The following is a 24341-nucleotide window of genomic DNA, read 5'->3' as shown; positions in this document are numbered from 1 at the left end:
CCTGCCCCCACACGGTCGTTCTAAACTCTAAGCTACATTTGATTCGTTAATGTTTGCGCGTATGAAGCAGATATTATAAATTCGATGCTATCAGACCCCATGCTGCGGGCTACGGGTGTTCTGGCGTTTTTTGGTGATGCCCCTTCCCAAAAAACAAAACAGCGATCCTCCAGTAACGGAGAGATCGCTGTTCTGCTTCTTAAAGGTCTGTTTCATTCAGTGAAAAACCCACTTTATGATCACACTGTTCTTCTATGGAATCATCATGCCCATTTCACTTGCTGCTTCCTTCAAGATGGCAGCATACTCCACTAACGTATCCCTAGAGAGGCGGCTGACCGGCCCTGACAGCGATAATGCCGCGATCACATTTCCACTACGACCCGTCACAGGTACCGCCACTGCAGCCGCACCAGACTCACGCTCTTCGAAACTGGTGGCATACCCCAGCCGGATGATCTCATTAAGCTGATCTTTGTATACGTTCTTCTCAACGTATTCCGGCCACTCCGAACTTTCCAGCAGTTCTCTCAACACCTCAGGTGGTGCATACGCAGCCAACACTTTACTCGACGCACCTACAGATAATGGCAGCCTTGCACCAATCTGTGCGACTCGACGAATCGCCTGCTGGCTCTGTACCGCCTGAATACGCACACGTTCAATACCATCCCGTAAGTAAAGACTGACCGTCTCTCCGAGTCGATCTCTCAGCCGTTCCATAGATGGTAGTAATACCGCTGCCGACTCGTCAAAAGCAGGTAGATGCGTAGACAACTCCCAAATTCGTATACCCAGCCTATATTTTTCTGTCGCCGGATTGCGAATGAGAAAGCCCTTTTCCTCAAGTGTTGCCAGCAATCTGTGGACTGTACTCTTATGTAAATCAATCTTCGATGCGATCTCCGTCAACCCTAAATCACTGTCCTGGGTAAAACAAAGTAATATGTCGAGCGCACGTTCTACCGCGCGTACCGTTAGCTTTCGGTCCTCCACAATAATCCCCCCTCGTGTTTCATCAAATGAAACGCGGTTACATTATAATTAACTCTATCTTAGTGCAAAACTCTACGGAAAGTCCAGTATATTCACTGACCCGGAAAAGTCTGGCCCGCACTTTACAGTTACATTACAAAAGTGTCCAATTCATTGACTTTGTAAGTGCTTAAACTTACGATAAACATATTAAGATATTACTAATGCTTTAGAATCATTTTCGACAAATTATCCTAGGCACTAGTACTCACATCATACTTAGGAGGGGACCTTATGGATCTGACAACCAGCCGTGCCGGCACGTCAGTCTCCCGTCGTCCTAAACTACCTAAACAGGGCAGTTCATCACGACTATCGCTGCGGATGATCCGTGTTAAGCATATTATCGTTGCATTGCTATTATCTATATTTTTCTTTTTAGTATTTTGTTTCGTCTCGCTTCATGGCTACATCGCTTGGGTGCTATCCAATCCAACGGTCGCGCCACTATACTCCAATCCTATGATGTCCAAAGGACTCGCCTACGAGGATGTAACCTTTCCCGCTAAGGATGGCAGTCGCATGATGAACGGCTGGTATATTCCAGCCAAGGGCGCCACTAAGACTATCGTGTTCAGTCATGGCTATGGTGCCAACCGCGAAGAGTCCTGGGTACCTATGTACGATCTCGCTCACTATGCACACAGTCTGAATTTCAATGTCGTAATGTTTGATTACGGATTTGCTGCCCAAGGTAACAAGGATATTGCAACCGGCGGCAAAAAAGAATCCCAACAGCTTCTAGGCGCCATTGATTTCGCTAAAGAACGCGGGGCTAAAGAGCTCGTCGTTTGGGGCTTCTCCATGGGTGCTGGCACAGCACTGCAAGCGGGATTAGTATCTGAGGATATCGACGCGATGATTCTGGACAGCACCTTTTTGTTAGAACCAGACACGCTGTATCATAATATTAAGCAGAATATCGATCTACCGCGCCAGCCTTCTCTGGCGATCATGGAAATGCTGTTCCCAGTACTGAACGGTACAGGACTAGATCAAATTCCTTATGCAAAGGTCAAATCCAAAGACTATCCTTTCCCTATCCTATTCATGCATGGAACCAAAGACGATAAGGCTCCTTATCCTATTGCCGAAGAACTAGCAGCGAACCAGAACAATCTGTTCTCTGATTCCTGGATCATTGAAGGTAGCCATCATGAGCTATTGTTCCGAGAGCATCCCCGTGAGTATTTGCGACGGGTCTCCGCTTTCTTAGGGAATGTTCATCTGGCCAAAAGTACTAAGGGTGATCAGCCAGCGATGGCAAGTAATTAACTAAGCGCTAATAACCAAACGAACAGCCTCTTCCAGGGACAGAAAGATGTGTACCTTAGGAAGAGGCTTTTTTCATCCTCAAGATAGATAGAACCCTAAGCGGCACTCCAAGTTTATGTTCTTCATAACCTTTTAAGTCCGTTCATATAATGGACTGATGAAGACATATCACGGGAGGTTTTCTTGGCATGTTATATGTATACGGGCCGATGCTGCCAGTGCGTATTCTGGAAGAAATCGTATTTTGGAAAACACAAGAGAAAGAGCATACCGAAGTCATCAAAGCGATCGTGCCTAAACTGGAGGAGCCTTATGTAAAACTCCTCGATGAATGGGCCGTTGTTTTTGGTGCAACTGAGCAGGCGGCACAGGAGCTATTGAATGCTGCCCTTTCTTCTTCTCCTCCACCTCAGGCAGAACTCACTGCGGAAACGGAGAAATTGCTACATATCTCCTGTAATCAATCCCAAGAATTCGTTCGGCAGCTCTTTGCCATCATGGAGAGTAGCGCAGCGGTCAAAGCTGTCCCCCTTGCAACTACTGTGATTCTGCATATTATTCGCGAATCAGAATACTTCCTCGCCGTACTGCAGACACTTAGCTCGCCCGGAAAGCTATCACAAATCATGCGCGATTATAAAGAGGATTATGTCGTAAGCATCGATACAGTCGATATCACGCGGAATGATGGATTCTCTACTTTTACTGATACTGTTCCTAATATCCACGATAGAAATGACGCAGTACCCATTGGCGGCCATACGTTACCTCCATTACCCTATGCTTATAATGCACTGGAACCCTATATTGACGAAAAGACAATGAGAATTCATCACGATAAGCACCATCAAAGTTATGTAGATGGATTAAACAAGGCTGAAGTTAAGCTAGCTGATTCCCGTAAGAACGGTGACTTTGATCTCGTTAAACATTGGGAGAGAGAATTAGCCTTTAATGGTGCAGGCCACTATCTCCACACGATCTTTTGGAACGTGATGTCTCCACAAGGAGGCGGACGCCCAACAGGTGCTTTACTAGAAGCTATAGAACAAAGCTTTGGAAGCTATGACAGCTTCAAGAAACAGTTCAGCGAAGCTGCAAATAAAGTAGAAGGTGGCGGATGGGCCATTCTCGTCTGGAGTCCACGCAGCCATAGACTAGAAATTCTTACCGCGGAAAAACATCAGAATTTATCGCAATGGGACGTTGTTCCGCTCTTGGCCTTGGATGTATGGGAACACGCCTACTATCTGAAACATCAGAATAATCGTGCGGATTATATTAACGACTGGTGGAAGGTCGTCAACTGGCCATATGTGTCAGAGCGTTATGCTGCTGCTAGTAAACTGGCTTGGAAGCCTTTCTGATCTCACTCCACTTCGAAGAGAACATAGCTTCTATTCTCATTTATTGACCCAAAAGGACCCATCGTTCACAAGAAGTGAATGATGGGTCCTTCTAATTGCGAGGTATTAACACCTCTATATACTATTCTTTAATCAAGTTCAGAAACTCCGCACGAGCGGCGGCATCCTCCCGGAAGACCCCTCTAGTAGCCATGGTTACCGTCTTGCTGCCTGGCTTCTTCACTCCACGTGCACACATACAAAGATGTTCGCCTTCCACAACGACCATAACGCCGTGAGGGCTTAGTACCTCCGTCATAATATCCGCAATTTGCGTCGTAATGCGCTCTTGAACCTGCAAACGCCGACTCACTGCTTCAACTAGGCGAGCTAATTTGCTGAGCCCAGCAATACGTCCGCTCGGAATGTACCCAATATGCACTTTACCGAAAAAAGGAGCCATGTGATGCTCACATTGGCTGTAATAGACGATATCCTTCACGATCACTAGCTCTTCATGAGACTCATCAAAAGTAACACCGAGCGCCTCGCGGGGATCTATCGAATAACCGCCGAATATCTCCTCGTACATCCGCGTAACACGTGCTGGTGTTTCAAGCAGTCCCTCGCGGCCGGTATCTTCACCGATTAATTCTAATATTTTCTCAACGTGATACTCGATTTGCTCACGGTTCTCTGATACCTTACCGTTCACGTATTCATTGATGTTCCCCATGATGTCTCCCCCTTCCGCACCCGTATAAATTCTATCCGGACCCGGTTACTTACTTCTACGTTTATTTCCTTTAGCTGCTCCTGGGCGGGCGCCTGTCTGGTTCTGATTCTTCATCATCTGTTGGGCACGTTGCATTTGTTTCCCATTCAGGTTATAACCCATTTGTTTTGCAACCTTTTGCAGCATTTCAGGGTCATTCTGCATAGTTGTCATTTGTCTGCGCAGATAATACACACCGATAAAAAATCCACCGATGAGACCTACGACCAATGCAATAATAGGTAATGCGATATTCATCTAAAGCCCACCTCTACACTCTATTGTCTACATCGCCATATGGCGCGCGAATCTATCATAGCATTTCGAGAACTGGACAGCAATTGGGAATATGCAACCTGTCTATGATCTTTTTCCTTCATTAACATCGCTGTCCTCTCGTGCCTGCTTCGCAGTAAGGAGTACATCCAGTGCCCGGCTCAGCATTTCCCTAACCGTGTCATGCTCTTCGCGCTCTAAAGCCGATTCAACAGCAGCTAGAGCTTCCTCACCACCGATACGTCCCAGGGCCCAAGCAGCAGTGCCTCGCATCTCAGGCCGCGGCTCCTTCAGAACAATTTCTGTTAGCTTTGGCACAGCCTCTACTTCCTTGAAATTGCCGAGGGCGATGATCGCATTTCGTTGCATCGGCTTTTTGCCTCTCCAGGCAGCCGAACTATTGCCGAATCTCTCTTTGAATTCACGATTGCTAAGATCCAGGATCGGCATTAGTAATGGCTTCACAATCTCAGGATCAGGTAGCATCTGAGGGCGATGATTCCAGTTCTTCCCCCTATTCTTGGGACATACAATCTGGCAGGTGTCACAGCCGTATAGACGGTTGCCAATCTTGGTCATGTACTCGTCACTCAGAAATCCTTTGGTCTGCGTCAGAAAAGAAATACAAGCCTGGGCATTAAGTTGACCCGGACCCACCAGTGCGCCGGTTGGGCAGGCATCAATACACTTGGTACAGTCCCCGCAACCTTCCTCAACGGGCTCATCCGGAGCAAAAGGAATATTCGTAACCATCTCCCCTAGATAAATCCAAGACCCCCATTTGGGTGAGATGATGGAACAATTTTTGCCGCTGAAGCCAATTCCCGCTCTTTCCGCCACCGCTCTATCGACCAGTACACCGGTATCCACCATACTTTCAAGCACAGCCTCCGGTACACGCTCATGAATAAAGTCCTCTAACTTACTTAATGCCTCTCGCAGCACATGATGATAATCCCTACCCCATGATGCTCTGGCGAGAATGCCTCTTCGCGCACCTGGCTCAGACTTCGGAGGGTTCTCCATTTTGGAAGGATAAGCCACAGCAATCGAAATAATAGACAAGGGCTTGTCCCCAGAGCTCAGTGCGGGGATCGTCCTTTTATCCAAATCCGGTTCCTCGAAACCAGATTCATATCCTTTGTCTCGGTGGTCTTGCAAAATATTTTTTAAATATAAAAAAGGCTCTGCTGTAGTAAACCCAATATCATCAATACCGAGTGACGTCGCAGCCTCCTGAATCTCCGCTTTAAGCTTTGCCCACTTGGAAGGCGGGGGTGCATACGGTGACTGAAATGTATCGTTCATTTCCGCCTTCTCCTTTTCCTATGATCTATAACTTTCTTATAATCCTTTTAGTTTAGACAGCGGCCACCAAATATAATCCGCTCTGCCTACAATCATATCCTGTGGGATGGAGCCAAAATAACGACTGTCTTTGCTTGCTGAAGCATGACGGTTATCACCCATGACAAAATAACTTCCGCTCTCCACAGTCAACGCCGCAAAATCCGGGTCTTCAATCTCAGTGTCTATATAGGGCTCATTCACTATTTTTCCATTCACATATAACTGGTGGTCCTTTACTTCTATAATATCTCCAGGTATGCCAATGACTCGTTTCACTAGAAAGTCCTTACGACTGGGTCCCGTACTAGGATCATGAAGAATGACGACATCCCCGTGTTTAGGGTTTACAAACATCAATGAAAGCTTATTAATAAAGAGCCTCTCACCTTCCACAAGCGTTGGCTGCATAGACTGACCTTTGACCGTTGATATATTGAACACAAAAACATTAAGAACCGACATCACCGCAAAAACAACTACCGCTGTAAGCAACCACTCTTTCAATTCCGCGGCCAAACGACCTCCAAAACCTTTTTTTGATCTGGAGGCTCTATGTCTTTGCTTCCGATTACGCATGGACTCTACTTGGGGCTCCTGACTCAATATGTCACCTCTTATCCTTGATTATTGATGTCTATACTTGCAGATATTATAACAATAAAAAAGCATATCTCCCAGCCATTAGCAATGGACTTCTGGAAAATACGCTTGAGTATGAATGAAACAGACTATATCATCAACTATAGTTCTTTATTTAGAAAATGTTTCCGCTTACGCAGTTAAGTGATCAAAATTACCCAACAATGCTCAGCTTCCGGACAGATTTGAAAATTTGATTCTCGCTATATCCCATAGCTTCATACAATGGCAAGGCAAAAGAATTATGCTCATCGACGGCTACGTAGATACCACTAACCTTACGAGCTTGAAACCTGGATTCCATAGCCGATACCAGACTTCTACCGACTCCTCTGCGGCGATAATCAGGATGTACAGCAATCCGGAAATAACAACCGTGGTTTTTCTCAATCGTACCAATCAGTGCTCCAACAATTTCTTCTTCATCTTCTGCAACTACAATGAGATCTGAATCCCATGAAAGCTGCCTGGAGAAAGGCTCGATAGTGTTCTCGAAACACTCTTCCGATAATGCAGTTTGCAGCAAATCAGTCACAGGGCTAACGTCGCTTAATTGAAAGGAACGAACGTGCATTCTTTAAAATCTCCCTTGTCTATGGCTTATGAATTTAACAAAAAGAAGGGGTTCCCTTAACATTGAGAAAATAAAAAAAAGCATCAAATACCGAGGAATACCTGCTTTTAAATCTATTAAAGCACACTTTTCTCGTGATATCATCATTTTTCTTTTGAAAGCGCTTAATATCAAGCGTTTACATTTTGGGTGAGATTCATTGTTTCATTATAAGGGTAATTATTAAGAGTTATGTCTATGGGGTGAAGGCTCTTTCTTTTTACATTTTTAATACAATTGATAACCCTGTTTACATTCCAATCATACTTTATAAACATTTATGTTTGTTTAGTGTTGCATTATTGATCCAGATACTGTTTAATTAAAGTATCCTATTGGGCGATACCCTATAGTACATATCTACAATAAAGAATTTTGACGATAAACCGCCGAAGTTCTTTATCTATACAAAATTCTAATATACTCAGGAGGGATTTTTCCATGGCATTTCAATTACCAGCACTTCCTTATGCAAACAACGCACTTGAACCACACATCGACGCTTTAACGATGGAAATTCACCATGACAGACACCATAACACATATGTGACTAATCTGAACGCAGCTTTGGAAAAGGCACCTGAATTGCAAGGCAAAAGCATCGAAGAACTTCTAACAGATCTGAACGCTGTACCAGAAGCTATCCGTACTGCTGTTCGCAACAATGGTGGCGGACACGCTAACCACACCCTGTTCTGGGAAGTTATCGGACCAAATGGCGGCGGCACACCGACTGGTGCACTTGCAGCAGCTATTGATAGCGAACTGGGTGGATTCGAAAAATTCAAAGAAGATTTCGCAGCAGCAGCAACTACTCGTTTCGGCAGTGGCTGGGCTTGGCTAGTTGTTAAAGATGGCAAACTCGCAGTAACAAGCACACCTAACCAAGACAACCCAATCAGCGAAGGTGCTACTCCAATCCTCGGACTTGATGTATGGGAGCATGCTTACTACCTGAACTACCAAAACAAACGCCCTGATTACATCAAAGCGTTCTGGAACGTAGTAAACTGGGAAGAAGTTGGCAAACGTTACGAAAGCGCGAAATAAGAAATTAAATTACGGATAAAGTCATAGTCTTCAAGGCTGTGGATTTGCCGTTTAACTAAGCACAAATAAAGAAGGTATCTCCAAGCCGTAATGGCTAAGGGATACCTTCTTTTGTTTGGATGAGGATGAGTTTAGAGAGCAAGTTTGTTCGGGACTGGGTTCGTTTAGAACAAGGTTCGTTTAGAACAAGGTTCGTTTAGAACAAGGTTCGTTAGAAACAGGTTCGTTAGAAACAGGTTCGTTAGAAACAGGTTCGTTAGAAACAGGTTCGTTAGAAAACAGGTTCGTTAGAAAACAGGTTCGTTAGAAACAGGTTCGTTAGAAATAGGTTCGTTAGAAACAGGTTCGTTAGAAATAGGTTCGTTAGAAACAGGTTCGTTAGAAACAAATAGAGTAGATCTTTACCCTCGGACATCGCTTTTTATACCACTTGAATACGGATCCATCGTGAACTGAGGCTCCCCTATATCGTACTGCTGTTGAAAAGTCGCATAAAAGATGCATTATGCCTCAGATTAGGGAAATACTCCCTCTAATTCTGCTCATATACTCTATAAATACTAATAATTAGGGAAAACCTCCCTCTAAATCATCCATTTTGGAGCATAATTCAGGTATTCACCCAAATTATAGGGAGTTTTTCCCTCAAAACCTCAAAAAAAGGCCCCCGTTGCCAAATTATGAGGAGGAATTCCCTATAACTTGGCTGCGGGAGTAAAGTAAGAGATCATATTTAGATGTAAACACCACTCTCTCTTCACATACCCATCAGTACATCTAATACATCTAAAATATCTAATACATTCAACTCACTTAGCGCAATCGACGCATTTAACACATCTTACACGTCTACATATTCAACTCAATAAGGACAATCGACGCATTCAACACATTTCTTACTCCATCTACTTCAGCATACTTTACTTACTTCAGACACTTCCCATATATCTGCTACTTCTCTTACATCTCATTCTTCTGCTACATCGGATAATTTCCTACTTCTCTAACTTCCCCGACTTCGCATTCTCTTCCTGCTCATCAAAATATAGGTTCAGCAGCTTTAAGAAGACATTAGGGAACGCATAATTAGCCATGTCCTCACGGCTAATCCAGCGCACAGCACCACCATCCTCAGGACTAGCGTTACCGTCCTCAAATCTCTCTACGGGCATGCTACTGTCCATCTCTGGGAACAGGCCTGCATCCGCGGTGTAGGCTGCCCGTCCTTCTGCCGCTATTGGCAGCGGAAGGGCGTCCTCTTCCCTGCAGCGATACACCTGCAGGGTCCACACAATATGGCTGAAGATATGCTCAGCAGCCATCCAGTGCTCCTCAGGCCGGGCGGAGATCCCGGCCTGCCGCAGTGACCGGCGCAGCCGGTCCAGCGCCGCGGCCTCCGGCAGCCGCGCGCTCTTGGCGCCGCCTTCCGCTGGCGGCGCCTGCCAGTGCGGCAGCTCCCACATGCGGGCTAACAGCCCGCTTTGTGGCCGCTGCCGGATGAGCACTTGGCCCGCGTGGGCACCGCGGCCCTCGATTAAGGCCGCCAGCCGCTCCTCTGGGCGCGGCGGCTTGGCCTTGGTCTTGACGGGCAGCGAAGTCTCGCAGCCCGCCAGGCGCGCAGCGCAATGCTCCATCACCGGGCAGGTTAAGCAGCTCGGTGATTTCGGGGTGCATACGAGCGCCCCTAGCTCCATAAGCGCCTGATTAAAAGAGGCAGCTTCCCCCTCCGGGATCAGCTCAGCCGCCAGGCGCTCCATTTTCACGCGGGTGGGTCCCTTAGCGATATCATCCTCGATGAGGAAGTATCTGGACAACACCCGCATCACATTACCGTCCACTGCGGGTTCAGGCCTGTTAAACGCGATACTGAGGATAGCCCCTGCTGTGTAAGGACCCACTCCCTTTAAGCTGAACACCGCCTCACGGTCATTCGGCACCTGTCCACCATAAAGCTCTTTTACCTGCTTGGCTGCATGCTGTATATTACGTGCGCGGGAATAATATCCTAAACCTTCCCAACACTTAAGCACGTCTTCTTCAGGGGCGTCAGCAAGTGACTCCACCGTCGGAAATCGTTCAATAAAACGATTAAAATAAGGGATTACCGTATCTACCCTTGTCTGCTGCAGCATAATTTCAGAAATCCAAATATAATAAGGATTGCGGTGCCTGCGCCATGGCAAATCTCGTTTCTGCCCTTGATACCACTCCAGCAAATGATAACTGAAATATTGTTTGGCTTCTCGCAGCTCCTGATCTTGCAGATCTTGTCCTTCTTTTAACTCTTGTCCTTCTTCTCGTTCCTGCAAATCCTGTTGTTCTCGTTGTTTCATTGTAACTCTCCTTGCCCTTCTATAATCACGGTTCAATTCATGAACCTAGCTCCTCCAAAACCGCAAAAGCCGAAGCCAAATCACGGCCATGTGTAATCGTAAGATGAATGGTATACTTCTGTCCTTCAGGTAGATCTAATCTGCTCCAGGCTTCGCATGATAAGGTTACTTCTGGCTTACCTTTACGGTCAGGTAATATCTCAATATCCTGAAAACCAACTACATTACCGATGCCACAGCCTAAAGCCTTCACAACGGCTTCCTTGGCAGCAAAGCGCCCCGCTACGAACTCAGCCAACCTTCCACCTCGTTGCTCAGCAAGCGCATACTCTTGCTCCGTTAGGATGCGCTGGTTAAATTTCTTCCCCTGTCCCCTACGCATAACCTCTGAGATTCGTTCGATTTCTAACACATCATGTCCGATTCCGTAAATCAACATTTCACGCTCCTTATGGACGTGTATCCTATACTACTTCAATAATGGTATGATCATTATACAGGTCATTCATTTCAATTTTAAATTATAGTCCTATAAGATTCTTTCTGCTATCTTAAAAGAAAATGCTTTGGAAGTCTATCCAGCGCCTTCGTGATGGACTTGCTGATTTACTTCATTTTTATATAGAGAGAGGGGATTACCCTATGAAGCATCGTAATTTTGAAATACCAGCCGGTGATGATGCTGTTCTCCGCTGCTCGCACTTTCCTGCTCAAGGAGTGCCCAAGAGCCTTATCGTTATTGCACACGGTTATAAGGGTTTCAAAGATTGGGGGATGTTTCCTTACATAGCCACTGTTCTCAGCCAAGATCATGAAGTGATCACCTTCAATTTCTCTCATGCTGGAATCGGAGAGGATCTGCTGCATTTTACTGAGCTTGAGAAATTCGCCCGCAACACCTTTCGTCGTGAGCTGAAGGACATGGAAATTCTGCTGTCCTATCTTAGCCAGCACCCGAAATTTGGCAGCTTGCCCCTATTCCTTCTCGGCCACAGTCTCGGAGGGGGGATTTGTCTGGTTTACACGCTTGATCATCCCAATGAAGTTAGCGGAGTTATCTCCTGGAACGGGGTTACGAAGCTCGATTTGTTGACGGAAGAACAAAAGCAGGAGATGAAGGAAACAGGACGAACCCATGTCCTTAATGGACGTACGGGTCAACAAATGCCGCTGGATGCTGTAATTTTAGAAGATATGGAGAACCAAAAAGAACGTTATAATATCCTTGAACGCATGAAGTCAGCTTCCTTCCCAGCTGTCCTTATTCAAGGTAATCAGGATGGAGTACACCTCCGCCAAGGATCTGAGCAACTCACCGAACTCCGACCGGATATTAACTGGGTTCACATTCCTGAGGGTAACCATACCTTCGGAACTGTTCATCCATTTGCCGGAACTACCCCGCAATTAGAGCTCGCGATTGCTTCGACCACTGATTTTATCAATCAAACGCTAGCCAATTAGGTATTCTTATAGTTTATCACTCTCGCAAAATCCCCCTACAAAGTGAGACTTTGCTTTGACGAGTACTCAGGTACTTTGCGGGGACCCCAAATATATACTTTCTGATATGTTAAAAACCGCCCCGAGTCCTGCTACTACGCAGACCCGTGGCGGTTTTTAGTCTAACCTATTCTAAATTCCAGGAATGACATTACGCTTATGCGCCGTTCTACGGTAATAATTCTCGAGTTTCTCAGCTACCTCAGAGTTAACCTGTTTGCCTTCCAGATAATCGCTATTATCGTCATAAGTAATGCCCAGCTCGGTTTCATCCGTCTGCCCCGGCCATAAACCTGCCGTAGGTGCTTTAGTAACAATATCTGCAGGCACACCAATATGGGCAGCTAATTGACGAACCTGACGTTTGTTAAGTGTGGATAGAGGTGTAATATCTACAGCGCCATCCCCCCACTTGGTGTAGAAACCCGTAATGGCTTCAGAAGCATGATCCGTTCCTACTACAATCAGATTGTTCTCAAAAGAGAGCGCATATTGCATAACCATACGTGTTCTCGCTTTTACATTACCCTTGCCTTGATGGGTCATATGACGATGTTGGCCCAAGGACTTCAGGCTATGCTCCACTTCAAGCGCAATTTCATTTACAGCTTCCTCAATATTAGTCTCCACTGTATGAGTCAGGTTAAAAGCTTTAGCAACATCATAACTATGCTGGATATCCTCTTGAACACCATATGGCTGGTATACGCCAAGCGTAATATACTCTGTGCCTTCCTGTGCCGACAGCTCGTCCGTAGCCTGCTTACATAGACCCGCAGCTACTGCGCTGTCCACTCCACCGCTAATGGCGATCAATAATCCTTTGGCACCTGCCTTCAACACGTAGGACTTTAAGAAATCAACCCGTTTACGTACCTCTGCTTCTACATCAATCGTTGGCTTCACACCAAGATCAGCAATAATTTCTTCCTGTAAACTCACAAACCACACCCCGTTCCATCAGAAATGGTTCCATCCCTCAAAATATCCATACCAAGTGAAGCTCTATGCTTCTAAGTATATTCTTTCCCATTATCGCTCTTATATTTTGAAAAATCCCGCAACAGCCGAATTACCGACTGATGCGAGATTGTATGGACTAACTTTTTTTACTTACAAAAACGATCAAAGACTTCTTTCAATTCAGCAGAAATTTCAGCAGCCGAACGATTCTCAACACTATGACGTTCAATAAAATGAACGAGCTCTCCATCCTTCATCAAGGCGATGGAAGGTGAAGATGGCGGATAAGGAGCAAAATATTCACGTGCTTTAGCAGTGGCTTCTTTCTCTTGACCTGCAAACACTGTGAACAAGTGATCCGGAGCGATCTCATTTTGCAATGCCTGAGCTACACCAGGACGACATTGTCCAGCGGCACAACCACAGACCGAATTCACGACTACAAGCGCCGTACCTTTTGCGGTAGGAAGAGTGGCTTCCACCTCTTCTGGAGTCATAAGCTCCTGAAACCCAATGCTTGTAAGATCATCACGCATAGGCTGAATCGAATCTCTCATATATTGATTAAAAGACATGGACATTTCTCTGCACTCTCCTTCACTAATTACTGTTTTGTCAGATAACATTACAGCAGTACTTACTAACTTTATTATACATTCATACTCTGTGAAAGCAAGAGATGCTACAGTAACCTGATTCAATCCGCAAGTATGGCTCCGCTATATTCTTCCTTTACTAAAGGGAACGAGATGGTAAACACTGTACCCTCACCTTCTACAGAATCTACATTTATTTTACCGTTATGCCGCTCCACAATACTGAGACATAAGGATAGCCCTAGACCCGTTCCCTCTCTTTTCGTTGTAAAAAAGGGTGAAAACAACTTCTCTCGTTGACTTTCCGACATGCCGATCCCTCTATCCCTTACAATCAGCTCCACTTTATCTTGAATATTGCGTGTTTCCAGTGTCAGAACCCCCTTGGGTCCCATAGCCTCCATGGCGTTGCGTCCTAAATTAAGGATGAGCTGCTTTATTTCCCGAACGTTTAATTCCAGCTCATGAATAGATGCGTTAAGCTTTAGTTCAACACTTTGACCCCGAAGATTGGCATCAGCCCACAACAGCGGACTAACTTCTTCTATAACACGGTGTAATAGCACCTTCTCCTTATCTGAAACCCGGCTCTGCGCCAGCGATAAGAAATCATTAATAATGCTATTCGCCCGATCCAACTCCTCTAACACGATCTGATAATACGAATCCAAATCATCCGTACTTTTTTCTCTCATCAGCTGCAAGAATCCACGAACTACTGCCATAGGATTACGAATCTCATGGGTAATTCCAGCTGCCATCTGCCCCACTAAACTCAAACGTTCCACATGATCCAGCTCTGAACGGAGTTTTACTTCATTAGTAATATCCTGTGCAATGAGTACCACTCCACCAGATGATTCTGTGTTCGTATTCACTAGCGGCGCTGAATAGATTTGATAAATCCGCGAGTCATGAATCATTCGTTCATGGGAACGTCGTTTAGCGCGGATATTATCCCGAACCCGCATATATGCGTTAGCATCCGCTGATCCGTTAAAAAATTCCCTAATCGGCTTATCAATAATATCTTCCCTTCTCAAAGTGGGATAATGAGTTCTTATCATTCCCAACATACAATCATTAAGATTAGTCACAACTCCGTGATCATCCAAGGACATAATACTGAGGGGTACTACATTTGTAATCTGCTGCAGCTTCTCAGACTCCCACTGAAAATTATCACTTATACTTTCCATATGTACTTTAGCCCGCCAGCTACTCCAGACCATTTCAACAAAATAAACAAAAATACCACCTAGCGCGATAGTGCAAAATAGATACAAAGTAATCAAAAGTGACTCATTAGAATGGGCTTCATATATATTTTCCCCACCTATAATAGGGACAAGTGCAATGAACAACATATTCGGACAAAGAACCATCCATAACATACCTATCTTCTCTACCACTGTGCCTTTCTTAAAAGGCTTAGCTAACCCAAACAGCAACGGATATAATAATATTCCAGAATTTAATATCATATTACTTATTCCACTTGGCTCTGCAATGATTATATTACAGACAAGCGAAAAGATGGACAGCAGAATGCCTGAACGTACAGTCCCATATAAAATACCGATATAAGCAGGGAGCATTCCTAAATTCAAATAAGCAATACCGAATAAAGTCGTCGAAAGAAGAGAGCATAGAATAAGACTGAACGTACACGCCAAAACCAAAAAAGTTTGATTATCCGGGAAACTACCTTTTTTTCGAGCCCAAAGCCCTCGGTCCACCCACCACTGAATCAGAAAAAGAAAGGAGCATGCTGCCGATATTTGCAATAATATATCCTTAATTGCGCCAATAATTACAATCACACCCCAAAATGGACAAATTCCCCTACATGTCTAGATTAAAGCACAGGATCACTCTCCTGACAACGATTATCACCAAGCGGGTGGACAAGACTGGTTACATGAGAGTCAGAATGGTATGATTCCGGTAGAAAAACACGAAGCAACATCCGTGTCTTAACATGTAAAGGAGTAAAATTTCATGAGCAACTACGATGTGATCGTCATTGGTGGCGGCCCTTCGGGATTAATGGCAAGCGTGGCCGCAGCAGAACACGGGGCATCCGTACTACTGATCGACAAGGGAGCTAAGCTAGGACGAAAGCTCGGGATATCTGGTGGCGGACGCTGTAATGTAACGAACGTCAAGGAGAGAGATGAGTTAATCTCCCATATCCCGGGAAACGGGCGTTTTTTGTATAGCGCCTTCGACCATTTTAATAATCAAGACATTATTGCCTTTTTTGAAGGCTTAGGCATTGCATTAAAGGAAGAAGACAACGGACGGATGTTTCCCGTATCCGATAAGGCCTCCAGCGTCGTCTCCGCCTTAATCAACAAAGTACGGATTCTAGGTGTGCAGATTATGACTGACAGTCCTGTCTCACATGTAATATATGAAGAAGGATCTGTTAAGGGCGTTCAGCTGGGCTCGGGCAAGACGATTTCCAGTGCTGCCGTAATCATCGCCACCGGAGGAAAGTCCGTGCCTCAGACCGGCTCTACTGGAGATGGGTACCCATGGGCAGAAGCCGCAGGACACACCATTACTGAGCTATTTCCGACAGAGGTACCGATTATTTCACGGGAAGAGTGGATTAAATCCGGTGAGCTGCAAGGATTGTCGCTACGCGATGTAGCACTTACTGTTTGTAATCCTAAAGGTAAGAAGGTTATCTCACACCGTGGAGATATGATATTCACCCATTTTGGATTATCGGGACCGATTGCTCTGCGGTGCAGCCAATTTCTGAGACAAGTCCAACGGAAATCCGGCACTGATACGGTGGAGATGTCCATCGATCTCTTCCCTGATCTGAATGCACGGGAAGTGGAAGCTATGGTGCAGGACAGGCTGGACCAGGAGCCGAAGAAAGCGATCCGTAATTCGCTGAAGGGGCTGTTGCCAGAACGTCTTATCCCCCTCTTGCTGACTAAAGCAGACCTAGACGGAGATATAACGGGCCATCATGTATCCAAGAATGGATTGCATGCGCTAGCAGGTATTTTGAAAAGGATGCCAGTCTATGTTCACGGTACCCGCTCCCTGTCCGAAGCCTTTGTTACGGGTGGCGGAGTAAATCTGAAGGAGATCGATCCCAAAAGAATGGAATCTAAGCTTATGCAAGGGCTATTTTTCTGCGGAGAAGTACTCGATATTCATGGCTACACCGGTGGCTACAATATAACAGCCGCTTTCTCTACTGGATACACGGCAGGTAAACATGCCGCTGACCTTCGACTGAGCTAATTAAATACAACTAAAAACAGCGTTACTTGAGGAGCTCTCAAGTAACGCCGTTGTTCTATCTATCATTCTTTTCCTAAACGGAACGTACCAAATATTCTGCTAATAAAGAGTCCAACCATGTATCCAACCGGAACGAACAGGATGATCCCCCACCATCCATATAAAGAGAGACAGATTAATGCGGAGGTAATCATTGTAAAGGGAAGCAATAGAATAGGGACCGCATGCATCCCCGCTTCAGCCTTTTGTTCTTTCGTAAACGGAAGTATCCCAACGTAATCATCACCAACAAACAAAGACCAGAACGAAAACAACCAAAAAGACATGAGCGATGTTAATACTACAAATCCCAGCCATTTAAATCCTGATGGAATGATAAGGATCGCTACGGCAGATACGACTGTAAAAGCCAAGTAAAGCTTCAAATGGGCCGGATTCCGTACGAGTGCCTTAATCGCTGCCGCAGAGAAACGGCTCTCGGCAGTCTTTGATTTAAGCAAAGGCTGCGACTTCCGGAAAATCCATGGCTTATGGCGAGTCGGGCGAGGTTTATCCAGAACATGGCGGAGCAGTATGGCCGCTATCTTCATTCGTTGCTTATAGTCCTCGCGCACATCGTTCATAAATGTTCCCCGCATCAATAAGCGCCACCGGAAAGCAATTATTGCAACGACTGTAAATAGAACCGCACTCAGCGATATGATGAGCGGGCGATCATTCCAAAGGCTAGCTACTCTGAAATAAATAGCGTTCGGGACGGAGATCGCCAGAAATAGCCACAACCAGCGACGCCAACCTTGCTTCTGTACTTTTACAAGATGTCCAAGTAACTTAACACACCAACTGCACGCCAAGGTCAGAGCGAACAGCGCCCATACCTCCGATGACGTCATTTCAAATCCCCGAATCAAAAAAGGCAGTAACAGTGCAAAAGCTACACAGAACTTCAGCGAGGTTACAATCAGGCTGTAGAGCAACCCGCGAAAGACGATCGTATTAACCCATCGCTGCCGTTGTCTAAGAAATAATAGATCCCCTTCCTGCAATAATAGCACCAATCCCCCATTGCAGATCAGGAGCACCAATAACGAAGGAATGAGCATAAACGGCAAATTCACACTCCAAGCCGGTAGGGCTTCATTCCAGAATCCATAATACAAACGCCCTCCGAGCAATCCCCCGGGAATAAGAATATATAAGAGAACGGTCCAATCAGCCGCCGTACGGATAATAGCGGATTGCTCACGCCAATGAGAGAATAGCCGCCGTCTGAATAGTTGTTTAGCGTTAGAAAAAGCAAACGCCCGCTGTCCCTGCTTCCTCATGTCAGTTCGTCGAAGCAATCAAACAACGACGCCTCCGGCAGTCCAGCATAATCACGTATATCTTCGAGTGTTCCCGAGGCGGCAACCTTTCCCCCGGAGATTAGTACGAAATCATCGCATATCTTCTCTGCAGTATCCAGTACATGCGTGGACATTAATACACCAGCTCCGCGCTTCCGTTCCGCTTCCAGCAGCCGCAGGAAATCTTTAGTAGCGCGAGGATCTAAACCGATAAACGGCTCGTCCACAATATAAACGTCCGGCTGTACCAAAAAGCCCAGCATTAGCATCATTTTTTGTTTCATGCCCTTAGAGAATCCAGCTGGAAGATCATTGCGCACATGGCCCATACCAAACTGCTTCAACAGTCTTTCTGCAGTTTCTTCGAACTGTTCGTACTTCAATCCATAGGCAGCGGCAGCTAAATCTAAGTGCTCCCACAACGTCAAATCCTCATAAAACACAGGCTGCTCCGGTACATAAGCGTAAGATTTATTAACTCCACTAAAAGACACCTTAGCCTTGGTATTCTTCAGCAAACCAAGCAGGGTCTTAATGGTTGTACTTTTTCCAGCACCATTAGGTCCGATCAGTCCGAGCAGTTGCCCTCGCTTCACTTGAAAAGAAATATCGAATATGCAAGGATCTCCCGCTTCATAGCCAGCTTCATCGATCTCAACATCGAGCACAATGTCGTCATAGCTCTCGGTATCCACCATTGTTTCTTCTTTTTCCATACTCTCCATCTCCTAGTACTTCTAATAAATACTATTATAAATTGCATTCCCTATTGCGTATATGAATGATATTCAAATGATCAACAGAGGCAACCGCAACTTATCTAATCGTACTATATATTTTTTCTGAAAATAATCAAGCTGCTTTTTTCACAATAATAGCTTAAGCCCTGCGCAATAGCGAATAAAAGAAACCTCCCATCAAAGGGAGGTCTGTCCAACAAGGTCCATGTTATTCGTCGCAGCTATTCCTTCCTGCTTCTTGATCGCCGCTTCATCCCTGCGCTCAATCTTGCCACGCAGCATTAACAGCCCTAGTCCTAGCAATCCTGTAAGCAAACCAGATAGAATAAAGGCAGACACCGGACCCGAGGCTGTCACTAAGGCTCCACCGGCTACAGGTCCTAGAATAACAGCTGCGCTTGTCAGACTGCCTATGGTCCCAAATACACGACCCGTGTATTCAGCAGGTGTCCGTTGCTGGAGCATTGAATTGAAGGGGATAAACGCTAGCCCTGCACCCACACCAGCAAACATGAAGGACCCAAACAAAGCAATGTTCATCCAGATTCCGGCCTGACCGTGAGCAGTTACGATCCCTGCACTCGAGAAGACAACGCCCATGATTACAGCCCCTAATCCCATAAAAATAAGCGGATGCTTACCACTGCCTATTCGGCTTACAAGCAGCGCAGATAGCAAGGTTCCAAGACCACTGGCTGCTACACACCACCCCAGCAAATCTCCGTTCACACCTGGGATCTCCCGGAATAACGTTACAATCTGCGAGTCACCGATCTGTAGCATTAGCAGCACCAGTACCAACGTAACAATGCCACACAGTACTACAGGCATTCCTGCAATCACATGCAGACCCGCCGACATTTCTTGGCGGAAGGATTTACGTACCTCCGTCTCCCCCGTGCTTGCTTCCGCGTCTTCCTTCTTTGTTCCAGCTAAGCGCGGTAATCCTATTAAAATAATCGCCGATAAAACGAACGTAGCGGAATCAATCATGTAACAAACAGATATGCCGAAGGCTGCAACCAGCAATCCACCAAGTGCTGGACCCACAATTTTGGTTATCTGTTCTATCGATGAGCTAAGCGCCATTGCTTTATCCATCTGAGCCGCAGGAACAAGTTCCTTAATCTTTCCGCTTTTGGCCGGAGAGAACAGCACATCCATACATCCCTTAGCCAGTAGCAGCACATAGACCTGCCACAACGAGCCTGCAAATACCAAGCAAATAACAACCGCTGCACGGGCTATATCCGAACCAATCATTAGTACCTTGCGGTTAAAACGATCACTTAAATAACCTGCAAACGGTCCTCCTAAGAGCAAAGGCACTGCCATACATAAAGATATAGCCGTAATTTCCCACGGTGTAGCATTCCATTTAAAACCTACCATCGTCAGTAGCGCTAGTATATGCAACCAGTCTCCTACATTCGATACCAGTTGTGCCGCAATAAGCAGCATGAATGGCTTATTCGCGGTTAGCTTGCTTTCTTTTAAATCATGAATGAGATGCTCCTCCATCCTTACTTCACTCCCCGTTACTATTTCTCAATGAAATAATAGTAAAATATTGGAGATTGTCATTCATCCGTCTGGAGGCGTAAATAACACTTGAACCGGGGGATGAAATTGCTATCCTTTCAGAGACTGAAGTAAAAAAACATTCAATTTCAACATCTTCAAAAAATTGTTTGATTTTTAATAATTAAAAGTTGCTCATTGTGACAAATCACATGTTCTTCATTCGATCTTTCACGTATTCTATTGTTATCTCAAAGTTCATTGCACAGGAAAACCGTGCACTAATTAATATGATTACAGACGTGCGACGAGTTCACATGATTAACGATAGAGGGTGGAGAAGCATGATACAATCTTATGAACGTGATACACAATTAACATTACATTTGTACCGGGTATTTGCCAAATCATTCAAGAGTATTAATGAGCATGCTGTTACCGGCAGCAAAATTGAAGGTTTTAACCCTACTGCCTTTGCCGTCATGGAAGTGTTGTACTATAAGGGACCACAGCCCATTCAACAAATTGGTGCCAAACTGCTGCTACAGAGCGGCAACGTGACTTACGTTATCGACAAGCTCGAAGAACGCGGCTATTTGCAACGCAAGCCTTGTCCAAGTGATCGTCGTGTGATTTTCGCAGAGTTGACCGCGGAAGGCGAACGTCTCATGAATGAGATGTATCCGAAATACTCAGAGCGTCTTCATCTTGCTTTCAGCGGACTGAATGATGAAGAGAAGGAACAAATGATCACTCTGCTCAAGAAGATGGGTCTGCAAGCTGAGAAGCTTTCCCCTCTTCCTCGTAAGTAGAACTAGAGTCTAGGCTGCTTTTTACTTCATATGTGTTAGACAAGCTGTTATCGCACGAAGAAGCCCGACCGGCAAATGCCTGGTCGGGCTTCTTTATGCTTTAGAGAATAGATTATGCCTTTTTCAAAGATGACGTAGCATCCTCTACGGAAGGTACACCTTTGCGCAAACCCCAAGATATAACTAGTGACAAGACCGCAAAACCTGCCATCACGATAAATAGTGAATGAAGTCCCCCTTCAAGTGCACCACGTAAACTGTTTGATACTTCACCGGACAGATTAGTGCCTGTATGCGAGCCTAGCAGCTTATTAATGTCATCACCTGTAACGTTTGAATCCGGTTGTTTTCGCAACAGCTGATCAATATTCAAGTTCAGCCAAGAACCGAAAATAGCCACCCCAATGGTCTGACCTAGTGACCTTGTAAATGCATTAAGCGCTGTGGATGCACCACGTTGATCATAGGCAACCGAGGACTGAGCGATAATCGTGAAGACCGTAGAGGAGTATCCGAAGCCTACTCCGCAGACCAGCATCAAGCATAAGAGGATTAGCTGTGAAGACTCTCCAGTCAAGAAAACCAGACCAATAGCTCCGGCAGCAATCATCATCAATCCAAGCATCGCCGTTCGGCGAGAACCCGCTCGCAGAATCATCCGTCCGCCTGCGATTGACCCAAACATCCAACCTACAGACATTGGCGCAAGCAGCAAGCCTGAGATCGCAGCGCTTTTTCCAGATACGCCCTGCACCCATAAGGGGATATACGTAGAAAGTCCAATAATTAATGTGCTTACCAGCAGGTTAGCACCCGTTGATACTGCGATGTTACGATTTGAGAATAGGTTCAGTGGAAGCATAGGCTCTGGCGCACGGCGCTCCACAAACAGAAATAGGATTAGCAGGATAACCGCCGCACCCAGTGTTGTGAGTAGTAACGGAGAGGTCCATGCCAGGTTCTGTCCTCCTGTGGAGAGTCCAAAGAGCAGAGCACCCATGCCTGCTGCGAACAGAAGAACGCCTGCCACATCGATTTGTGTCTTCCGACGCACCTTTTCCTCCTTCAGGTAGCGCGCAATAAATACCATTGCCAACACGCCAAATGGTAGGTTGAACACAAATACCCAGCGCCAGCTTAAGTAATCGACCACATAACCACCAAGCAGTGGTCCTACCAAAGAGGAAATCCCCCATACAGAACTTAGCAACCCTTGTGTCTTTGCTCTTTCTTCAATGCTGTAAATATCACCGATAATGGTAAAGGTCATTGGAATAAGTGCACCCGCACCGATACCCTGTATCGCACGAAACAGGATCAGCTGTTCCATACTTTGCGATATGCCGCATAATAATGAGCCTAATAAAAAAACAGCCGCTCCCCACATGAATACAGGCTTGCGTCCAAACAGATCACTGATTTTGCCGAAAATAGGTGTTGTAATAGCCATTGCCAGCAAATATGAAGTAAATATCCAGCTCAGCCACTGCATCCCCTGAAAGTCGCCTACAATCGCCGGCCCCGCTGGCCCCGTTACAGTCCCTTCAATAGCGGCCAGAAACGTGGCCAGTAATACGCCTGTTAATATTAGTTTGCGTTCTAAATCCCCTGTTGACTTCAATGTTCCAAACCCTCTCTTTATGTATTAAGTAGATTGCCACTCCTCGCGCAGTAGAGCATGGAGAGTAGCATCCTGAAAGCCGGAAGCAACCTGCTTATATTGACGCAATACGCCTTCCTTCTGAAATCCAAGCGTATAAACCAGCCTCTCCGCACGTATATTATCAGGATGACAGAGCGCTTCTATCCGATTCAAGCCCATAATATTGAAGCCAAAATCAAATACAAGCCCAAGTGCTTCTTTCATATATCCATGCCCCCAAAAGGCAGGTGACAGATCACAACCTATCTCACCACGGTAAGCTCCCTGAAGCTGCCAATGGTTATATCCACAGCTACCTATGACTTCCTCCCCGGGTCCAATAATACTCCAACGTAAACTCTCCTCTTCCTGAGCCATCTGTGATAGAAGATCGATAAGCTGCTTCGTCTCTTCTATAGAGGATAATGCCGGTGCACCCAGCCAGTGAGCAACTTCCGGATGAGACCAGACCTGAAATAACGCTGAAGCATGTTCAGTAGTCATAGCACATAATCTTAATCTTCTACCGATCAGTATAGGTGTCACTCCATTGCATAAATACAATTCGCCGCTCCCCCTTCAACTTATCAATTATACATCAATCAAGAGTATATCCTTAAGCTAAAAGTTCTAATTTCTTTAACATCTTACATGCAAGCAAAAACGCCTTTGGTGTCCCCATAAGGACGGTTAGCGTTTATGCGAGAAATATAAGGATAATGTATAGCTTGAAACTTATACTTTCCTATATTTTAAAAAACGTCTGGATCAGGCGGCACACTCACCACTTGATCCAAACGCTTTTTAATAACCTAACCTATTAATGATTCCACTCCGTCAATTCACGACTTCACTACACAACACCTGAAGTTTGGCTCGAATATCCTTAAACTCTTCAATACCCGTGCCAGTAATACTGTACCCTTCACTATGTGCAGTCAGAAAGTTGTCCAGCGTCAGCTTTTCCAATTCCTGTTTCACTTCGCGTTCTCCTACACGATACCCCATGTCTTCCAGTCCGAGCAGCATCTCCGAGATCGTCACATCTTTATCATGGGCAGAATAAAGCATGTGAATTCCTATGAACAAGTTCTGTACATCAGCGCGCATATCCCACTCCTTCTGGCTACAAAGCCTTCGGTATTTACTCTTGCATTACCCTATGACACTTCATCGGAAACATCATCACAAGGTCAGCGTTTCAGTGAAGATTATAACTAATTCCAAGATATTACAAAAGAATGTTGTGTCTTGAC

General features: G+C 45.5%; 22 protein-coding genes and 1 pseudogene. 6 read left to right on the top strand and 17 right to left on the bottom strand.

Features of this window, described 5'->3' with window-relative positions; all coding sequences use genetic code 11:
* Window positions 1–252: 252 nt before the first annotated feature.
* Window positions 253–996, bottom strand: a complete 744-nt coding sequence (locus UQ64_RS28720) for an IclR family transcriptional regulator (RefSeq protein ID WP_060626856.1) — start codon at window positions 994–996, stop codon at window positions 253–255.
* A 273-nt stretch (window positions 997–1269) separates the two neighbouring features.
* Between UQ64_RS28720 and UQ64_RS28715 the strand changes: the two genes are divergently transcribed.
* Both UQ64_RS28715 and UQ64_RS28710 read left to right on the top strand, forming a co-directional pair.
* The gene (locus UQ64_RS28715; protein ID WP_060626855.1) at window positions 1270–2310 is read left to right on the top strand and encodes an alpha/beta hydrolase; all 1041 of its coding nucleotides are present in this window, start codon (window positions 1270–1272) and stop codon (window positions 2308–2310) included.
* Window positions 2311–2498: 188 nt separating this feature from the next.
* Entirely contained in the window at window positions 2499–3677 is a 1179-nt protein-coding gene (locus tag UQ64_RS28710; protein WP_060626854.1) for a Fe-Mn family superoxide dismutase, read from the top strand.
* 121 nt (window positions 3678–3798) lie between these two features.
* Here the strand turns inward: UQ64_RS28710 and folE are convergent, their stop codons facing one another.
* The 5 genes and pseudogenes from folE to UQ64_RS28685 form a co-directional block, all read right to left on the bottom strand.
* Window positions 3799–4392, bottom strand: a complete 594-nt coding sequence (folE, locus tag UQ64_RS28705; RefSeq protein WP_060626853.1) for a GTP cyclohydrolase I FolE — start codon at window positions 4390–4392, stop codon at window positions 3799–3801.
* Window positions 4393–4437: 45 nt separating this feature from the next.
* Complete coding sequence (locus tag UQ64_RS28700) at window positions 4438–4689, bottom strand: YneF family protein (RefSeq protein ID WP_060626852.1); 252 nt, start codon at window positions 4687–4689, stop codon at window positions 4438–4440.
* 129 nt (window positions 4690–4818) lie between these two features.
* Window positions 4819–6015, bottom strand: a pseudogene (queG, locus tag UQ64_RS28695) (tRNA epoxyqueuosine(34) reductase QueG); the annotation flags it as partial.
* A gap of 36 nt (window positions 6016–6051) precedes the next feature.
* Window positions 6052–6660, bottom strand: coding sequence for a signal peptidase I (gene lepB / locus UQ64_RS28690; RefSeq protein ID WP_245238293.1), 609 nt, complete (start codon window positions 6658–6660; stop codon window positions 6052–6054).
* A 190-nt stretch (window positions 6661–6850) separates the two neighbouring features.
* Window positions 6851–7270, bottom strand: coding sequence for a GNAT family N-acetyltransferase (locus UQ64_RS28685; RefSeq protein WP_036676822.1), 420 nt, complete (start codon window positions 7268–7270; stop codon window positions 6851–6853).
* Window positions 7271–7750: 480 nt separating this feature from the next.
* Between UQ64_RS28685 and UQ64_RS28680 the strand changes: the two genes are divergently transcribed.
* Window positions 7751–8359, top strand: coding sequence for a superoxide dismutase (locus UQ64_RS28680; RefSeq protein ID WP_060626850.1), 609 nt, complete (start codon window positions 7751–7753; stop codon window positions 8357–8359).
* 995 nt (window positions 8360–9354) lie between these two features.
* Here UQ64_RS28680 and mutY read toward each other — a convergent pair.
* Window positions 9355–10692 carry an A/G-specific adenine glycosylase gene (mutY, locus tag UQ64_RS28675; RefSeq protein ID WP_082651368.1) on the bottom strand — a complete coding sequence of 446 codons (1338 nt, stop codon included), beginning with the start codon at window positions 10690–10692 and terminating at the stop codon, window positions 9355–9357.
* 37 nt (window positions 10693–10729) lie between these two features.
* The gene (acpS, locus tag UQ64_RS28670; protein WP_060626890.1) at window positions 10730–11128 is read right to left on the bottom strand and encodes a holo-ACP synthase; all 399 of its coding nucleotides are present in this window, start codon (window positions 11126–11128) and stop codon (window positions 10730–10732) included.
* 206 nt (window positions 11129–11334) lie between these two features.
* Between acpS and UQ64_RS28665 the strand changes: the two genes are divergently transcribed.
* Entirely contained in the window at window positions 11335–12156 is an 822-nt protein-coding gene (locus UQ64_RS28665; protein ID WP_060626849.1) for an alpha/beta hydrolase, read from the top strand.
* A gap of 171 nt (window positions 12157–12327) precedes the next feature.
* Here UQ64_RS28665 and nadE read toward each other — a convergent pair whose 3' ends face one another.
* The 3 genes from nadE to UQ64_RS28650 form a co-directional block, all read right to left on the bottom strand.
* The gene (nadE, locus tag UQ64_RS28660) at window positions 12328–13137 is read right to left on the bottom strand and encodes an ammonia-dependent NAD(+) synthetase (protein ID WP_060626848.1); all 810 of its coding nucleotides are present in this window, start codon (window positions 13135–13137) and stop codon (window positions 12328–12330) included.
* Between the two features lie 167 nt (window positions 13138–13304).
* Window positions 13305–13739 (bottom strand): BrxA/BrxB family bacilliredoxin, encoded by a 435-nt coding sequence (locus tag UQ64_RS28655; RefSeq protein ID WP_060626847.1) that lies wholly within the window; start codon window positions 13737–13739, stop codon window positions 13305–13307.
* Window positions 13740–13855: 116 nt separating this feature from the next.
* Entirely contained in the window at window positions 13856–15577 is a 1722-nt protein-coding gene (locus UQ64_RS28650) for a two-component system sensor histidine kinase NtrB (protein WP_060626846.1), read from the bottom strand.
* A gap of 178 nt (window positions 15578–15755) precedes the next feature.
* Between UQ64_RS28650 and UQ64_RS28645 the strand changes: the two genes are divergently transcribed.
* A complete protein-coding gene (locus tag UQ64_RS28645) occupies window positions 15756–17024 on the top strand; it encodes a BaiN/RdsA family NAD(P)/FAD-dependent oxidoreductase (protein WP_060626845.1) in 1269 nt (422 codons plus the stop codon).
* Window positions 17025–17086: 62 nt separating this feature from the next.
* On the opposite strand, the gene UQ64_RS28640 is transcribed toward UQ64_RS28645, so the two are convergent.
* The 3 genes from UQ64_RS28640 to UQ64_RS28630 all read right to left on the bottom strand — a co-directional run bounded on the left by UQ64_RS28640 (window position 17087) and on the right by UQ64_RS28630 (window position 20631).
* Entirely contained in the window at window positions 17087–18349 is a 1263-nt protein-coding gene (locus UQ64_RS28640) for an ABC transporter permease (protein WP_060626844.1), read from the bottom strand.
* A complete protein-coding gene (locus UQ64_RS28635) occupies window positions 18346–19086 on the bottom strand; it encodes an ABC transporter ATP-binding protein (protein WP_060626843.1) in 741 nt (246 codons plus the stop codon). The genes UQ64_RS28640 and UQ64_RS28635 overlap by 4 nt, the downstream gene beginning before the upstream one ends.
* A 201-nt stretch (window positions 19087–19287) precedes the next feature.
* The gene (locus UQ64_RS28630) at window positions 19288–20631 is read right to left on the bottom strand and encodes an MFS transporter (RefSeq protein ID WP_060626842.1); all 1344 of its coding nucleotides are present in this window, start codon (window positions 20629–20631) and stop codon (window positions 19288–19290) included.
* A gap of 344 nt (window positions 20632–20975) precedes the next feature.
* Here UQ64_RS28630 and UQ64_RS28625 point away from each other — a divergent pair, with 344 nt between their 5' ends.
* The gene (locus UQ64_RS28625; protein WP_042123913.1) at window positions 20976–21443 is read left to right on the top strand and encodes a MarR family winged helix-turn-helix transcriptional regulator; all 468 of its coding nucleotides are present in this window, start codon (window positions 20976–20978) and stop codon (window positions 21441–21443) included.
* Window positions 21444–21555: 112 nt separating this feature from the next.
* On the opposite strand, the gene UQ64_RS28620 is transcribed toward UQ64_RS28625, so the two are convergent.
* The 3 genes from UQ64_RS28620 to UQ64_RS28610 form a co-directional block, all read right to left on the bottom strand.
* A complete protein-coding gene (locus tag UQ64_RS28620) occupies window positions 21556–23064 on the bottom strand; it encodes an MDR family MFS transporter (RefSeq protein WP_060626841.1) in 1509 nt (502 codons plus the stop codon).
* A gap of 24 nt (window positions 23065–23088) precedes the next feature.
* Entirely contained in the window at window positions 23089–23649 is a 561-nt protein-coding gene (locus UQ64_RS28615) for a GNAT family N-acetyltransferase (RefSeq protein ID WP_060626840.1), read from the bottom strand.
* Window positions 23650–23922: 273 nt separating this feature from the next.
* Window positions 23923–24195, bottom strand: a complete 273-nt coding sequence (locus UQ64_RS28610; protein WP_060626839.1) for a hypothetical protein — start codon at window positions 24193–24195, stop codon at window positions 23923–23925.
* Between the last annotated feature and the right edge of the window lie 146 nt (window positions 24196–24341).

Source organism: Paenibacillus etheri (assembly GCF_001012825.1).
GTDB lineage: Bacteria > Bacillota > Bacilli > Paenibacillales > Paenibacillaceae > Paenibacillus_AQ > Paenibacillus_AQ etheri.
Note: the sequence above shows the minus strand (reverse complement) of the source record. Positions and strands in the feature narration are given on the sequence as shown.

Bases quoted from the DNA above. Each gene is read 5' to 3' on its own strand.
- UQ64_RS28715 (WP_060626855.1), top strand. From the start codon at position 1,270: ATGGATCTGACAACCAGCCGTGCCGGCACGTCAGTCTCCCGTCGTCCT.
- UQ64_RS28710 (WP_060626854.1), top strand. From the start codon at position 2,499: ATGTTATATGTATACGGGCCGATGCTGCCAGTGCGTATTCTGGAAGAA.
- folE (WP_060626853.1), bottom strand. From the start codon at position 4,392: ATGGGGAACATCAATGAATACGTGAACGGTAAGGTATCAGAGAACCGT.
- UQ64_RS28700 (WP_060626852.1), bottom strand. From the start codon at position 4,689: ATGAATATCGCATTACCTATTATTGCATTGGTCGTAGGTCTCATCGGT.
- UQ64_RS28685 (WP_036676822.1), bottom strand. From the start codon at position 7,270: ATGCACGTTCGTTCCTTTCAATTAAGCGACGTTAGCCCTGTGACTGAT.
- UQ64_RS28680 (WP_060626850.1), top strand. From the start codon at position 7,751: ATGGCATTTCAATTACCAGCACTTCCTTATGCAAACAACGCACTTGAA.
- mutY (WP_082651368.1), bottom strand. From the start codon at position 10,692: ATGAAACAACGAGAACAACAGGATTTGCAGGAACGAGAAGAAGGACAA.
- UQ64_RS28665 (WP_060626849.1), top strand. From the start codon at position 11,335: ATGAAGCATCGTAATTTTGAAATACCAGCCGGTGATGATGCTGTTCTC.
- UQ64_RS28655 (WP_060626847.1), bottom strand. From the start codon at position 13,739: ATGTCCATGTCTTTTAATCAATATATGAGAGATTCGATTCAGCCTATG.
- UQ64_RS28645 (WP_060626845.1), top strand. From the start codon at position 15,756: ATGAGCAACTACGATGTGATCGTCATTGGTGGCGGCCCTTCGGGATTA.
- UQ64_RS28640 (WP_060626844.1), bottom strand. From the start codon at position 18,349: ATGAGGAAGCAGGGACAGCGGGCGTTTGCTTTTTCTAACGCTAAACAA.
- UQ64_RS28635 (WP_060626843.1), bottom strand. From the start codon at position 19,086: ATGGAAAAAGAAGAAACAATGGTGGATACCGAGAGCTATGACGACATT.
- UQ64_RS28630 (WP_060626842.1), bottom strand. From the start codon at position 20,631: ATGGAGGAGCATCTCATTCATGATTTAAAAGAAAGCAAGCTAACCGCG.
- UQ64_RS28625 (WP_042123913.1), top strand. From the start codon at position 20,976: ATGATACAATCTTATGAACGTGATACACAATTAACATTACATTTGTAC.
- UQ64_RS28610 (WP_060626839.1), bottom strand. From the start codon at position 24,195: ATGCGCGCTGATGTACAGAACTTGTTCATAGGAATTCACATGCTTTAT.